The sequence below is a fragment of the Priestia iocasae genome (genome assembly GCF_016909075.1).
Classification (GTDB): domain Bacteria; phylum Bacillota; class Bacilli; order Bacillales; family Bacillaceae_H; genus Priestia; species Priestia iocasae.
In genome coordinates this window covers 741,970-758,226 of the sequence record NZ_JAFBFC010000001.1, presented here as the reverse complement: position 1 = coordinate 758,226, position 16,257 = coordinate 741,970, and the positions used below count along the sequence as shown (strand labels likewise).

The 16,257-nt window shown below is 36.3% G+C and carries 13 protein-coding genes; all 13 read right to left on the bottom strand.

Annotated elements, in window-relative coordinates; all coding sequences use genetic code 11:
- Positions 1-18 precede the first annotated feature (18 nt).
- On the bottom strand, positions 19-744 hold the full coding sequence (gene ymfI, locus JOC83_RS03825; RefSeq protein WP_205183971.1) for an elongation factor P 5-aminopentanone reductase: 726 nt from the start codon (positions 742-744) through the stop codon (positions 19-21).
- A gap of 87 nt (positions 745-831) precedes the next feature.
- Positions 832-2,124 carry an EF-P 5-aminopentanol modification-associated protein YfmH gene (yfmH, locus tag JOC83_RS03820; RefSeq protein WP_205183968.1) on the bottom strand — a complete coding sequence of 431 codons (1,293 nt, stop codon included), beginning with the start codon at positions 2,122-2,124 and terminating at the stop codon, positions 832-834.
- Between the two features lies 1 nt (position 2,125).
- Complete coding sequence (yfmF, locus tag JOC83_RS03815; RefSeq protein ID WP_205183964.1) at positions 2,126-3,406, bottom strand: EF-P 5-aminopentanol modification-associated protein YfmF; 1,281 nt, start codon at positions 3,404-3,406, stop codon at positions 2,126-2,128.
- 391 nt (positions 3,407-3,797) lie between these two features.
- Positions 3,798-4,757, bottom strand: coding sequence for an ABC transporter permease (locus JOC83_RS03810; RefSeq protein ID WP_205183961.1), 960 nt, complete (start codon positions 4,755-4,757; stop codon positions 3,798-3,800).
- On the bottom strand, positions 4,758-5,816 hold the full coding sequence (locus JOC83_RS03805) for an ABC transporter permease (protein WP_239583284.1): 1,059 nt from the start codon (positions 5,814-5,816) through the stop codon (positions 4,758-4,760).
- A complete protein-coding gene (locus JOC83_RS03800; RefSeq protein ID WP_205183958.1) occupies positions 5,813-7,342 on the bottom strand; it encodes an ATP-binding cassette domain-containing protein in 1,530 nt (509 codons plus the stop codon). Before JOC83_RS03800 ends, JOC83_RS03805 begins: the two co-directional genes overlap by 4 nt.
- 106 nt (positions 7,343-7,448) lie before the next feature.
- Positions 7,449-8,537, bottom strand: a complete 1,089-nt coding sequence (locus JOC83_RS03795) for a BMP family lipoprotein (protein ID WP_205183955.1) — start codon at positions 8,535-8,537, stop codon at positions 7,449-7,451.
- A 134-nt stretch (positions 8,538-8,671) separates the two neighbouring features.
- On the bottom strand, positions 8,672-9,397 hold the full coding sequence (locus JOC83_RS03790; protein ID WP_205183952.1) for a GntR family transcriptional regulator: 726 nt from the start codon (positions 9,395-9,397) through the stop codon (positions 8,672-8,674).
- A gap of 382 nt (positions 9,398-9,779) precedes the next feature.
- Positions 9,780-12,143 carry a DNA translocase FtsK gene (locus JOC83_RS03785; protein WP_205183949.1) on the bottom strand — a complete coding sequence of 788 codons (2,364 nt, stop codon included), beginning with the start codon at positions 12,141-12,143 and terminating at the stop codon, positions 9,780-9,782.
- 195 nt (positions 12,144-12,338) lie between these two features.
- Positions 12,339-12,530, bottom strand: coding sequence for a YlzJ-like family protein (locus JOC83_RS03780; RefSeq protein ID WP_275580405.1), 192 nt, complete (start codon positions 12,528-12,530; stop codon positions 12,339-12,341).
- A gap of 14 nt (positions 12,531-12,544) precedes the next feature.
- Positions 12,545-13,303, bottom strand: a complete 759-nt coding sequence (locus tag JOC83_RS03775) for a ClpP family protease (protein WP_205183944.1) — start codon at positions 13,301-13,303, stop codon at positions 12,545-12,547.
- A 153-nt stretch (positions 13,304-13,456) separates the two neighbouring features.
- Positions 13,457-15,124 carry a ribonuclease J gene (locus JOC83_RS03770; RefSeq protein ID WP_378912581.1) on the bottom strand — a complete coding sequence of 556 codons (1,668 nt, stop codon included), beginning with the start codon at positions 15,122-15,124 and terminating at the stop codon, positions 13,457-13,459.
- 252 nt (positions 15,125-15,376) lie between these two features.
- Positions 15,377-16,249, bottom strand: a complete 873-nt coding sequence (dapA, locus tag JOC83_RS03765) for a 4-hydroxy-tetrahydrodipicolinate synthase (protein ID WP_205183940.1) — start codon at positions 16,247-16,249, stop codon at positions 15,377-15,379.
- Positions 16,250-16,257: the final 8 nt, after the last annotated feature.

Genomic DNA, 16,257 nt, shown 5'->3' with positions numbered 1-16,257 from the left:
TTTTTTTATACGCTCATTTTACGTATACCATCCACCATTTACTGAAAGCACTTCTCCAATCACATACGACGAACGATTTGATATTAAAAATGATACAGCTTGCGCCACTTCTTCTGGGTAACCAAGACGTCCCATTGGAATTTCTTCTGTTAACATAACAAGATCTTCTTCCGTGTAATTGCTTAACATCTTTGTTTGAATAGCTCCAGGAGCAACAGCATTTACCCGAATACCACTCAAAGCTACTTCTTTAGCTAAAGCTTTAACAAATGTGTTTTGTGCTCCTTTTACCATTGAATATAATACTTCGTAAGAAGCTCCTGTTAATCCCCATATGGAAGAAATCACAACAATATTCCCCTCTTTTTTACGAATCATGCTTGGTAATAAAGCTTTTGTAATCTTATAAGGAGCTGTCACATGAAGATGAATCATGTCATCGATGTCTTCGTTATGATGGTCTGTTATGAGGCCTGGCAATGTATTTCCGCTATTATGTATCAACACATCAATTGGTACGCTTACTTGATTCAAGAAGCTCTCTATCCCTTTTTGTTGTGATAAATCTGCACGAATAAGTAAAATGGTTTGAACGGTTCCTTTAAGCTCTTCTTTGAGCGCTATGACTGTTTCTTCGTTTTGATTATAGTGTAAAAGCAATGAGTAGCCATCTTTCGCAAGTTGCCTAGCTATTGCTGTACCAATCCCTCCACTAGCTCCTGTAATGAGTGCGAACTTCTCCATTTATCGATTCTCCTTTTATAACCTACTAACATAATAAAGCGGACTTTAAGGCTTCTCCCTCAACAGTCCGCTTTTCTTATCCTATCATTACTCTTTATGATTGGGAACAACTTGACATACTGTAAAGTTCTCTTCGCTTACTAACTCGCTTACTACTTTCTTAATGTCTTCTATTTTTAGTTCTTCAAGCGTCTCAACTACTTTAAATAAATCCATATTATTAAATGCATATCTTGTAAATTGATTTGCAATAAATTCTGGTGAGTTTAAGGAGCGTAAAAAGGCACCAATTTTCTTTTTGCGTACTCTGTCTAAATCCTCTTCAGACAGAGACACCTCTTTCATTTCAAGCAACATTTTTTGCAAACGTTCTGCTAATTGATCAGGCTTTTCTGTATCTCCACCGACAATTGCAAATCCAAACCCTTGTTCCTCAGTGTAATCATATGAAAACGTCTCATCAATTAATCCTTCGCTGTATAGCTCTTCATAATAAGCTGAACTTTTACCAAATAGATAATCAAGCATGACATTAATGGATAATTCATGCTTAAGCATGTCTTCCCCTGAACGCATAGGGTGCTTTGCTTTAATTCCAACTAGACATTTAGATGATTGTACAGTCATAGGAAGTACTTGTTTTTTCTCAGCTACTTGCTCTGGCTCTTCTTCAAAGTGACGTTTAATTTCAGGGGCTTCTTTATAATCTTTCTTCCCCTGATTTTCACGAATTTGATTCATCACTTTATCTGCATCAACTGGTCCTACAACAAATAAAAGCATATTACTCGGGTGATAAAACGTTTCATAACATGTATATAAAAGGTCCTTTGTAATTTTAGAAATAGAGTCAATCGTACCTGCAATATCAATTTTTACAGGGTGATGGTGATACATATTTTGGATGGCACCAAAATATAAACGCCAATCTGGATTATCATCATACATCGTAATTTCCTGTCCAATAATTCCTTTTTCTTTCTCTACCGTTTTCTCTGAGAAATACGGTTCCTGAACAAAATCCATCAAGGTTTCAAGGTTTTGTTCAAAGTTGGATGTACAACTAAACAAATACGCCGTTCTTGTAAAAGACGTAAAGGCATTGGCAGATGCTCCTTGTTTGCTAAACTGTTGAAACACGTCTCCATCTTCTTTTTCAAATAATTTATGCTCTAAAAAGTGAGCAATCCCATCTGGAACTTGAATCATTTCACCTTGATCTAAAGGCACAAATTGATTGTCAATCGATCCGTACTTTGTCGTAAATGTGGCAAATGATTTATTAAACTCGCTCTTTGGTAAAATGTATACTTCTAAACCATTATCCATTTTTTCATGATATAGTTCTTCTCGTAACTGACTAAATTCAATTTTCTCCATTTTATTCACCGTCCGTCCCTGTTAAAAAGTAAATCGTATCCATTTGAATATTCTCGGCTACTTTTACAATATCTTGTGTAGAAACTGCATCAATACCTTTTAAATATCCGTCAATTGTAATCTCTGCGCCTGTTAACTCGTTATGATATAGCACTTCAACAAGCCCTCTTGGCGTATCAATTGTTTCTAATAGTTGATTATGAATAACCGCTTTTGTTTGAGCAATTTCTTCCTCTGAAAATGTGCCATTTCTCATTTCATCCATTTGATCCTTGATAATGGTCACCGCTTGATCAAAATTCTTTGCATCGATACCAGACATGACCATTAACAAGCCTTTATGACTTTCAACTCTTGATCCGACGTAGTACGCTAAGCTCGCTTTTTCTCGAACATTCATAAACAGCTTAGAATGTGAAAAAGCGCCAAATATGCCATTAAACACTTGTAACGCAAAATATTGACGATCTCCATATACAATATTTGTGCGATAGCCAATGTTTAACTTGCCTTGTTTAATGTTTTGCTTTTCGACTACTTCATTTACCTTTTCCACTTGATGTGTTGCCGCTGTATGACTCGGCTTTTTAAGTTGTCGCGTAGGTAGCGTAATGGTTTCCTTAACTGTTTGAAGCACTTCTTCAGCTTGAATGTCACCAATGATATATAAGTGAATAGCATCTTCTTTTAGTACCTGCTTGTAATAATCGTATAAGCTTTCTGGTGTAATTTGCTCAATATCATCAATACGCCCATTCACATGTAACGAGTATGGTTCTTCTTTACACATTTCTTCAACAAGACGAAGGTTTGCATAGCGCATTTTATCGTCGAAAACAGCTTGAATTCTTTGACGTAACGCTCGCTTTTCTTTCGTAACAATGTCACTTAAAAAAGCAGTCTCTTCTAAAGCCGGATTCAATAAAATGTCACCTATTAGTGCGAGAGCCTTCTTTAGTAACGGCGTATGATCTTTTAAATATTTTTCATTAGCAATGTCTACTCGAATGGTAATATCATGGTTGTCACCTTTTTTCGTTAAATCCACTTGTAATGTAGCTCCATATAAATCATCTAAATAGCTTCTTAGTTTTGTCGTAGTTGGAAATTTTTCAGTCGCACTTTGCAACACATATGGAAGCAACGCTCTTTTCGTGACAGTTTCTTCATTCAACGGTGCATTTAACTTTAAAATGAGTGTATTTGTTTTGTATTTAGTCGTTTGAACCGTATGAACGGTTAAGCCTTGCAATTCATGTTTTTCCTCTGTTAATAGTTTCATGAATGAACCTCCTTTTTTACGTAAACAGCTATCAGTAGTGTGTTTGTTTTCTTCATTTATATTAGATATTAGATAAACAAAGACCATTCTCTACTACCCAAAGATGCCTTTTGACTCAGTTAATCTAAATGTTACTCATACATAAATGATGTTCCTATTTTTCATCTATCTATTTAATTTTAGTCTTACCTTCACTATATCCAATTACAACCAAAATTTTCAAGCAATTCATTTTTATCATGCATACGTATTAAATCAAGACTTTGTTAAACTGCTCTATTGCCTTGCCATCCTGTTTCACTCGTTTAAATCAATTGGGTATATGGAATGAAAAAACAAAAAAGCTACTAGCACAACTACTAAATGAGTAGTTGTGCTAGTAGCTTTTGTTTTAACGCTTTCCTTTTTCGTACGGAGTTCCAAGTGCTTTTGGTGCTTCAGCACGACCCACAAATCCAGCCAATGCTAAAATTGTTAACACGTATGGAGCAATTGTCAAAATGACGGTTGGTATATCTTGAATAACAGGAATTTGAGCTCCGGTAATACTTAACGACTGTGCTAATCCAAAAAAGAGCGCTGCCCCCATTGCACCAACTGGATGCCACTTTCCAAAAATCATCGCTGCTAATGCTAAGAATCCTTGTCCAGAAATTGTGCCTCCTGCAAAATTTGTAGCAATTGATGTTGCGTAGACTGCCCCACCAATACCCGCAAATACACCAGAAAGCATAACACCTATATAGCGCATTCTTGTTACATTGATTCCCATCGTATCTGCAGCCATCGGATGCTCTCCAACAGAACGGAGACGAAGGCCAAATGGCGTTTTATAAATAACATACCAAATAACAAATGCTAATAAGATGGCAATGTAAGATGTAGCCGGCACACGTGAAAATAATAATTCTCCTATGAATGGAATATCTGATAAAATCGGTACATCAATTTTATCAATACGGAATTGAATGAAGTCTGTTTGACCTTTTCCAAAAATTTTCTTAATTAAAAAGATGGATAACCCAGCGGCTAGAAAATTTAATGCAACACCACTTACTACTTGATCTGCTTTTAATGTAATACTTGCTACTGCGTGAATAAGTGAGAAAATTGCACATACAATCGCTGCTACTCCAATTCCAATCCACGGAGAAGCCGCTCCGAATGAGTCTTGTAGCATTAACGTGGTAAAGATTCCTGTAAATGCTCCAAATAGCATTAATCCTTCTAATCCGATGTTTACAACACCAGAACGTTCACTAAACACTCCACCTAGTGCTGTAAAAATAAGAGGAGCTGCTGTATAAAGAGCTGCTGGAATAATGAGTACTAGGATGTCAAAAAAGCTCATTTATTTCCCCTCCTTGCTTAATCTCATCACAAACCAACGAATAATATAACTTGATGCAACAAATAGAATGATTAAGGCAATGACGATTTCAACAAGCTCGGAAGGTACATCTGCCATAAAATTCATTTGTGGTGCAGCCGTCTTTAAGCCCCCAAATAAAAAGGCAGCCAATATAATTCCAAAGGCACTATTTGCCCCTAACAATGCTACAGCGATGCCATCAAATCCTGTTCCAGTAAAGGCTGACAGTGTGTTCATGTAACCAAATGTTCCTAGTCCTTCCATTGCACCTGCCACGCCTGCGAAGGCTCCAGAGATAGCCATTGATAAAATAATATTTCGTTCAACGTTCATCCCTGCGTAATGAGAAGCATGCTGATTAAATCCTACTGCTTTTAATTCAAATCCTTTTGTTGTTTTATTTAACAGGAACCACATCACAATCGCCGCAATAAAAGCAAAAATAATTCCATAATGTAGACGTGAATTGTTTGTTAATGACGCTAACATCGGTGAAGCTAACGATGCAGATTCATGAATGTTATGTGACTTCTCGTTTCCTGCATATAAAAATTCACGAATAATTGCACTTGTCGTATAAAGAGCGATATAATTCATCATAATTGTCACAATTACTTCGTGAACTTTAAAACGTGCCTTTAATAATCCAGGAATAAAGCCCCAAATTCCACCAGCTACAGCAGCGGCTAGTATCGCAAGTGGAATGTGAATCATTGTTGGTAACTCAAACGCGTAGCCTACCCACACCGCTGATAACCACCCAACTAATAATTGACCTTCTACTCCAATGTTAAAAAGACCTGTTTTAAAGGCAAACGCTACGGCAATTCCTGCTAAAATAAGCGGTGTCATCGCACGGATTGTTTCACCAATTGCTTTAGGACTACCAATCATCCCATTAAACAACGCTTCGTATCCATAAGCAGGGTCATAGCCCCCTAACAACATAATGATTGCACCTGCCACCAACCCTAATATGGCTGCAAATACAGGAATGATCATATTGATAGTACGATCACTTTTTAGGAATTTATTCATGAAGTTTCACCGACTTTCTTTCTCTGTCCACCAGCCATTAATAGCCCTAGCTCTTGTTCACTTGTTTGTGTTGGGTCCACGATATCCACGATTTCCCCTTCGTAAATAACTGCAATTCGGTCGCTTAAATTCATCACCTCATCTAGCTCTAAAGAAACAAGTAATACGGCTTTTCCTTTATCTCGTTCTTCTACTAATTTACGATGAATAAATTCAATCGCTCCAACATCCAGACCACGAGTTGGTTGCGCTGCAATTAAAAGATTCGGACTACGATCGACTTCCCTCGCAATAATCGCTTTTTGTTGATTTCCACCTGACAGTGCACGGGCAGGTGTGTACTCGCTTGGCGTTCGAACATCATATTCTTTTATTAGTGATTTTGCTTTTTCATAAATGTTTTTATAATTCAGAATGCCTTTTCTAGACAATGGTTGTTGATGATACGTTTGTAACGCAATGTTTTCACCAATGGTATAATCAAGAACAAGTCCATGTTTATGACGATCTTGAGGAATATGTCCTACTCCTGACTCTGTAATTCTACGAGTCTTCATACCTATCAGTTCTTTTTCATTCAATTGAATTGATCCAGATTTCACTTTCCGTAAACCTGTAATTGCTTCAATTAGTTCTGTTTGACCATTTCCATCAACACCGGCAATACCGACAATTTCACCTGCACGAACAGATAAGTTTAAGTCATTAACAGCCGCAACTCCTCGACTATCCTCTACAACTAGATGGCTAATTTGCAATACCTCTTCGGTTGGCTTTGCCTCTTGTTTATCTGTTTTAAAATGTACTTCACGACCTACCATTAAAGAAGCCAATTCATCTGGATTTGTTTCCGATACTTCAACCGTACCAATCCCAACACCTTTTCTAATGATCGTACAGCGGTCACATACAGCCATAATCTCTTTTAATTTATGTGTAATTAAAATAATCGATTTTCCCTCATGAATCAATCGCTTCATTATTTCTATTAATTCTGTGATTTCTTGTGGTGTTAAAGCAGCGGTTGGTTCATCAAAGATGAGAATTTCAGCTCCACGATATAGTGTTTTTAAAATCTCAACACGCTGTTGCATCCCAACCGAAATATCTTCAATCTTGGCATAAGGATCTACGGCTAAGCCATACTTTAATGATAAATCTTCAATTGCTTTTGCTGCTTCTTTAATATTAATTTTTCCTGCTTTAGTCGGCTCGTTACCTAAAATAATGTTTTCCGTTACTGTAAAGTTTTGAACAAGCATGAAGTGCTGATGAACCATTCCAATTCCAAGGTTGTTCGCCACGTTTGGATCTGTAATCTTCACTTCTTTACCATGCACTTTGATTTGTCCTTTTTCAGGCTGATAAAGTCCAAACAACACGTTCATTAGTGTTGACTTTCCTGCACCATTTTCCCCTAATAATGCATGAATTTCTCCCTTTTTTACTTGGAGTGTAATATTATCATTTGCCACAATACCAGGAAATTCTTTGCGAATTCCAAGCATTTCAATTACATAACTCACTACGCTCACTCCCTATTTGCATCATGACTTTATACCTATGCTATTTGTTACTTTGTTACGAAAAAGGCTAGCCTAAGACTAGCCTTTTTCATATAAATGGTTTTGCTTATTTTAATGTTGTAAGAAATGTTTCAAATGCTTCATCAGTAGCTGGAACTTCAATGTCGCCACCTAGAATTTTTTGTTCATATTCTTCTACTACTTTTAATGCTTCTTCACTTACATTTTCAGTTGTTGGTGCAATGCTAACGCCATCTTCCTCAAGACCGAATACTACTTCTTCTCCTCCTGGGAAATCACCTTCCATTGCACGTTTTGATACTTCATACACCGCAACGTCTACACGCTTAACCATTGAAGTAAGCGTTACGTTTTCTGGTAAACCTTCTTCATGTTGGTCACGGTCTACCCCAATAACCCATACATCCTCGCCTTTTTTCTTACGGTTTTTCGCTTCTGTGAATACACCTACACCTGTACCACCAGCAGCGTGATAAATAATATCCGCGCCTTGGCTATACATTGCTGATGCAATCGTTGTTCCTTTTGCAGAGTTGTTGAAATCTTCCGCGTATTGAACGACTACTTCTGCATCCGGATTTACAGATTTCACACCTGCTTTAAAACCATTTTCAAACTTTTTAATTAATGGAGATTCCACTCCACCGATAAATCCAACTTTGTTAGATTTTGTATGTTTCGCAGCAATAACACCTACTAAGAATGAGCCCTGCTCTTCTTTAAATAAGATACTTGCTACGTTATCTAATCCTTCAGCTTTCAATGAATCATCCACTAGACCAAAGTTTATATCTGGATTTTGACCCGCTACAACTTTTACATCTTCTTTTAGTAAAAATCCGATACCATATGTCACATTAAAACCTGACTCTGCAAATGTAGATAAGTTACTTTGATATTCAGATGCTTCACCTGATTGTAAGTATTTAAAACCTTTTCCCTCTTCTAAGCCGTTCTCCTGACCAAACTTTGTTAAACCTTCCCAAGCAGATTGATTGAACGATTTATCGTCTACACCACCTGTATCTGTAACCATCCCTACTTTGAAATCAACCTTTTTACCTTCGCTGTTTCCACCATCTGATGTTGTTGATTCGCTAGAACCACATGCGCTTAATAAAGTTCCTGCTGCTAATACAAGTGATAATGCTAATCCTGCTTTACCCTTTTTCATTAGTATGACCCCCTAGAATTGGTTAAAGTATATAAGTATTTTGTGAATCTATTAACTCTTTGTTTTGGCATACACCTCCTTAAAAGTGCTTACAAATCCAATTATAAATATTCAGATATTTATTTATAAAAAAATTAGACTCTCTTTCTTAATACGTGAAAGCTAAATTGATCTGCCTTAAAATAATTTAAAGAATAAAGAATGGGTTCATCATCTAAGTCATAATGCATTTGTTTTAATACAAGAAGTGCCGTTTCTGGTTCACATTGCAGAATAGGTGAAACTTTTTCGTGATAACCAACAGGTTCAATATGTGTCACGGCATAGGAAATATGCTTTCCTGCTTGTGATTCTAAAATTTCAAAAAGTGATTCTTGCTTGTATTCAAAATTCTTTGGTAAATATTTTTGAGGCACTTTATCTACACAGTACACAACAGGATTACTATTTGCAGTACGAACACGCTCAACGAGTAAAATGTCTTCATTTACTTCACAGTGAAATCGTCTTGCATCTTCATCTGTAGCGCCTTGAATTTGAGATGAAAGGAATATCGTTCCAGGTTTCATACCACCACGTTTAATCATATCTGTTATACTGCTTAATTGCTCAATTCCAGACATAAAAGTTGGCTTGCTATTTACAAATGTACCTACTCCGTGACGACGTATGACGATGCTTTCTTCCTCTAAAATACGTAATGCTTCACGCAATGTCGCTCGACTGACACCTAACTGCTTAGATAAGTCGAATTCTGATGGAAGCTTTTCTTTTTCTTTGTATATTCCTTGATTAATGTTTTGTTTGATTTCGTCAATTACTTGCAAGTACAAGTGTCGACTATCTGTCTTGATAGACATACAGCTTCCCCCACAATCGTTCTTGGTCATCAGACCTCTGATGTTTGACTACGTTTTCCGAAAATAATATATCACTTTTCGACAAATAAATAAATAGGTTATATTAATTTTATTTACAAAAGTTTAATATTTTAATGAAAATATTATTTTTTTAATAGATTCATCCTTTTCTGTCTATTTTTGTAGTATTATAAAGTGTTGGATACATTTTTTATAACAAACATTTAAAATTTATATCTTTTTATTGTTCGGATTTTAAACTTAAATTTCGCAATTAAAGAATATTCATTTCTTTTTATGACTATACAAACGAACATTTAAATAAAAAGGATGACACATTTAAATGTGTCATCCTTTTTATTTAAAGAGTTATCAAAAGATACTAAGATCCTACATCTTCATTATGCTGTGAAACAAGTACAGCACGTGGTTTACTACCTTCATAAGGTCCAACAACCCCACGCTCTTCCATTGCATCAATTAAGCGTGCCGCTCGGTTATATCCAATTCGAAATCTTCTTTGTAACATCGAAACCGATGCAGTTTGCATTTCAGCGACTAACTGTACTGCCTCATCATATAATTCATCTTGAAAATCACTTTCTTTTTCAGGTGCATCTTGCGGAATCATCTCTTCTTGATATTGTGCTTTTTGCTGTGAAATAACAAAATCAACAATTTCTTCTACCTCTTCATCAGATAAAAATGCTCCTTGAACGCGAACAGGCTTTGAAGCACCAACAGGCATAAAGAGCATATCACCACGACCTAATAACTTTTCTGCTCCTCCCATATCAAGAATTGTTCGTGAATCGGTTTGAGAGGATACACTAAAAGCAATACGAGATGGAATATTCGCTTTAATAACACCAGTAATAACATCTACAGAAGGCCTTTGTGTCGCAATAATTAGATGAATACCAGCAGCTCGAGCCATTTGTGCTAGTCGTGTAATTGAATCCTCAACATCGGATGAGGCAACCATCATTAAATCAGCAAGTTCATCTACAATGACAACAATGTAAGGCAATGTTGGCTGTTTCGCTTCGCCATGTTCGTTTTCCCGCTTGATATATTCATTATACCCTTCGATATTACGCGTTCCAGTATGAGAAAATAATTCGTATCGACGTTCCATCTCACTTACTACCTTCTTTAATGCTTGTGATGCCTTTTTAGGATCTGTTACCACAGGAGCAAGTAAATGAGGAATACCGTTATACATATTTAACTCTACCATTTTAGGGTCAATCATCATGAGCTTGACTTCATGCGGCTTCGCTCTCATTAGTAAGCTAATAATAATGCCATTTACACACACACTTTTTCCGCTACCCGTTGCTCCAGCCACGAGTAAATGTGGCATTTTATTGAGCTCAGCTAATACGGCCTCTCCTGAAATATCACGCCCTAAACCAATTAGAAGCTTTGCATCTGGACGATTATTTTCTTTTCCTTCAAGTACCTCTCGTAAAGATACCATCGCTACCTCTTCATTCGGTACTTCAATTCCAACGGCTGATTTACCTGGAATTGGCGCTTCTATTCTTATATCTTTGGCTGCTAATGCTAACGCTAAATCGTCACTTAGATTAACAATTTTACTGACCTTTACCCCTACGTCTGGATACACTTCATATTTAGTAACAGCAGGACCTAAATGAACTTTGGCAACCTTAGCTTTTACACCAAAACTTTGAAACGTTTTTTCTAATTTCTTTGCATTCGCATGAATGTTTTTATGTTCTTTTAATTGATTATGTTTTTTCGGTGCTGCTAACAAGCGAATAGGTGGTAGCTCGTATGACTTGTTTTCTGCTTCCGCAAACGAAATAATTGGTGTAGGTGGAGACGATGGTTCTTCGGCTTTTTCTTCCTGTTTTTTCACTTGTTGAACAGGTTTAGCTTGAGTTTGTGGCGTCTCTTGTTTTATACTCTCTTGTTCTTCGACAGTATTGTAATTAAAATGTTCAATAATAGGCGGTGTAGCACTTTCTTCTTGTTCTCCTTGCTCTTCTTGAACATCGACACTAGCAGCTTCTTCAAAATCAACGGTGGATTCAGTTTGTCTCGATCTTGATCTTCTTGTTTGTGGCGTATTTTTTCTTTTTTGAATCCATTCTTTTATATCTTCTATTCCATCCTTTAATTCAGTCATAAAGAAAGAGAAGACTGGTCGGATAATCTTCATTAACGTTTCTTGTAAAGAGCGTCCCGTAATTAAGATAATGCCCACCATGATGAGAAGAGAAGCAATTAACTCCGTTCCAAGTCGATCGAATAAGAAATAACAGATAGCAAACATGATGGACCCAATCATACCACCACCTAAGTCACTTGTAGATTGTCCTTTCGCTTCTAGTATAAATAAGTCCCATGTATTCAAAATAACTGACGGATGAGCAAAATTTCCATCTCTTGATAAATTTTGAAACAACGTCACATGACTGAACAATAAAATGGCTAATACAATAATATATGTACCTATTAACTGTCTCGTAATAAACGGAGGCCATGTTCGCTTCCAAATAATATAAACGGATAAAATTAGTAACCCAATCAAGCCTAACATGTACCATTCACCTGCAAAGAGTCTCACGACTAATACAATTGAACGTCCTACTGCTCCTAACTCTGCCATCGCAATTAACGAAAGCGCTAGAATGAAAAGACCGATTAACTCAAACCTTATAATTCTTTTCCATTCATCGATCTTCACTTGACTTCTTTTCTTTTTCTTCGCCATCGTTTCACTCCAATCAGCTTTTTAAGCTCGTTCATTTAACATATAGCACCCTTCATTTTAAAGGTCATTTTTCTCCACATCTTCCCTATGTAAAAGTATGAATACCCTTCGAACAAAAAAGCAGCCAAAAAAAGGCTGCATGTCCATATTGCTACATTTATTATATCATAAACATATTGTAGTTCTATACTGAAATCACAAAGATAAGATTTGACCAGGAATATACTCGCTGTTTAAATAGTCTTGTGGATTTGTACTAAGCATACGCACAATCTGATACTGCTTTTGAGCATTTTCCATTACAACAAATGAAATACCATTATACTCAATTGTTTGCTGATTTTCATAAGCTGTCGATTCCATAGGAAAAATGTGCTCTTGAGGCATTGATGTATAAAGTATCATTGTAATAATTGGCTATCCTCCTTCGTATTTCCTTTATTTTCAATCAATTCATTTAATTTTTTAATCGCTTGTCCCACTCCACCTACTTCATCAATAAGCCCATACTCTACTGCATCGGCACCTACTACATTTGTACCAATATCTCGTGTTAAATTACCTTTTGAAAACATCAGTTCTTTGAATTTTTCCTCTGATACATTCGAATGTTTTGTTACAAAATTAATTACACGCTCTTGCATTTTATCCAAGTATTCAAACGTTTGAGGAACACCAATTACCAACCCTGTTAAACGAACAGGATGAATCGTCATTGTCGCTGTCTCTGCAATAAACGAATGTGTTGTCGACACAGCAATAGGCACACCAATTGAATGTCCTCCTCCAAGCACAATTGAAACAGATGGCTTTGATAAAGAAGCAATCATCTCAGCGATCGCAAGACCTGCCTCTACATCTCCCCCTACTGTATTTAAAATAATTAATAACCCTTCAATTTGAGGATTTTGTTCAATAGCAACAATTTGAGGAATAACATGTTCGTATTTTGTTGTTTTATTTTGTGGAGGCAATTGAACATGGCCTTCAACTTGACCAACGATTGTTAAACAATGAATCTTTGAGTCGTTTGTTAGTTGTGGCACGTTTGTTTGACCTAGTTGCTGAATTTTATCAACTAAACTAGATTTCCCCTCTTCTTTTTTATCAGGTTGCTGTGGTGCAGTTTCTGAAGACTGAAGCTCATTTTCTCTAACCATCATGTAACTCCTTTCAAACCTTAATATAGTTATTATGAGCTTCATTAACCATTTCATGCTCTAAGTTTCCCATAAAAAAGAACTGACTCATCAAACGCTAGGCATAACCTAATCGTTTGAGAGAGTCAGTTCTTTTGACTTTGAGCGTTTTACTTACACTTCCATAATGATTGGCAGAATCATTGGTCTACGTCTTGTTCTTTCAAATAAAAATTGATTTAAGCTTTCTCGCATATTTAATTTCATTGTGGACCATTCAATCGTTCGCTCTTCCATACATTTTTGTAAGATTTGCTCAACGAGTGTTGTTGCTTCTTCAAGAAGCTTTTCTGATTCTCGAACGTAAACAAATCCGCGTGAAATAATTTCTGGTCCTGCAGAAATTACTCGATTGGCTTTATTAATTGTGACAACAACAATTAAAATCCCATCTTGAGATAGTAGACGACGATCTCGAAGAACAATGTTTCCAACATCTCCGACACCTAGTCCATCAATTAATGTGTTACCTGATTGTACACGCCCTCCACGTTGAGCATAACCATCTTTAAATTCAATTACATCTCCTTTCTCAATAAGGAAAATGCAATCTTTTGGTATACCAACTTTTTCCGCTAACTTCGCGTGCGCTTTTTGCATACGATATTCACCATGAACTGGCAAAACATATGTAGGTTTCATTAAATTTATCATAAATTTCAATTCTTCTTGACTACCATGTCCAGATGTATGAATTTGCTTTTGTCCATATATAACCGTTGCACCAACACGAAACACTAAATCAATTGTTTTCGAAAAGGTCGTTTCATGCCCTGCTATTGGTGTAGCTGCAATTAAAACGGTATCATCACTTTTAATATTAATTAACTTATGTGCTTGCCTTGCCATTCTAGCTAAAGCTGCCATCGGTTCACCTTGATGACCTGTTGTTAAAATGGCTAATTCAGAATCTTTTTGATTATTAATTTCTTGAACAGAAATCAATGTATCTTCAGGTACATTTAGGTAACCTAACTCAACTCCTAGCTCAATTACTTTCATCATCATTCGTCCGACAACGGCTAGTTTGCGTTCGTGTTCAAACGCCGCGTTAATGACTTGCTGAATACGTGTAATATTTGAGCCATATGTTGCAACAATAATCCTTCCTTTTGCATCATAAAAAGCATCTGAAATTTCTTGACTAATAACAGATTCAGAAACTGTATAGCCAGGTCTTTCTGCATTTGTACTATCCGACAATAAACATAGTACTCCTTGCTCTCCAATTGCTGCCATCTTACTAATTTCTGATTTATGAGGCCCACTGTACGATTGATCAAACTTAAAATCTCCTGTGTGAACGACTGCACCCTGCGAGGTTTGTAAACATATCCCTACTGAATCGGGGATACTGTGCATCGTTCTAAAAAAAGTAACCTTTGTCGTATCGAACTCAAGTACAGTTTCAGAATCAACTATATGTAAAAGTTTGTATTTAGAGCATCCATATTCTTTCATTTTTTCTCTTGCAAGAGCTATTGTTAACTTCGTGCCGTACACTGGAACATCTAGCTTTCTTAAAATAAATGGCAGTGCGCCAATTTGCTCTTCATGACCATGTGTAAGTAAAATCGCTTTTACTCTTGCTTTATTTTCCACTAAATAAGCGATATCTGGAATCACCATATCAATTCCCAGCATTTCACCTTCTGGAAACATGAGTCCCGCATCTAGTACATAGATGTCGTCGTTTATTTCGACAACATACATGTTTTTTCCAACTTCTCCAACTCCGCCTAATGCAAAAATTTTAATATTTTCTGTCTTTTTCATAGCTATTTGTTTTCCTCCTACATGAACTGACAACCGCTCAAAGTCACTTGTATTTATTATAACGTATGCAAGAAATGGAATACAAGAAATTTCATAGCGCTCTCATTTCTCTCACAGTATAGAAATTGGTTTGATAAATGCTATTCCTACGTAACAAAATCATTACTTTCTACTTTTTCATCAATAAATAGAAAAACTGCATGTTTTTGAAAATCAATATAAAAAAATCGCCTTTTCAGATGAAAAGACGATTTTGATTTAACTATTTTTTAAAATGGCTACTAACTCTGTACGTTGTTCTTGTGATAATGGAACTAATGGTAAACGTACAGATCCTACATCTAACCCTTTGAGTTGTAAAGCTGTTTTTACAGGTGTAGGACTAGGTGCTGAGAATAGTGCATTCATAATTGGTAATAGCTTTTGATGTGAAACAGCTGCTTCTTTCAATTGGCCCGCTTCAAAAGCTTGAATCATTTGTTGCATTTCATTTCCTAATACGTGAGATGCTACTGATACGACACCTTTACCTCCTATCGCTAGAACAGGTAGTGTAATACCGTCATCCCCACTATAAAGTACGAAATCATCAGATGTATTCGCAATAATTTTTGTCATGCTATCTAAATCTCCACTTGCATCTTTTACTGCTACTACATTCGGAATTTTAGATAATTCTACGATTAAATCAACAGACATGTTGACAACCGAACGCCCTGGAATGTTATATAGCATAACAGGTAACTTTGTGCTTTCTGCAATGACTTTAAAATGTTGGTATAAACCTTCTTGACTTGGCTTGTTATAGTATGGAGCAACAATCATAACTGCGTCTACACCAATTTCTTCTACTTTTTTTGTAAATTCAACAGATGCATATGTGTTGTTACTTCCTGTACCTGCAATAACTGGAACTCTTCCATCTACAACTTTTACTGTATGACGAAATAAAGCTAATTTCTCTTCTGTTGATAAAGTTGGCGATTCACCTGTTGTTCCTGCCACTACTAATGAATCCGACCCATTATCAATCAAATAGTTAATTAATTGTGTTGTTTTTTGAAAATCAATGTTTCCCTTGTGATCAAAAGGTGTAACCATGGCCGTTGATACTTTTCCAAAATCAATCATATTTTCAC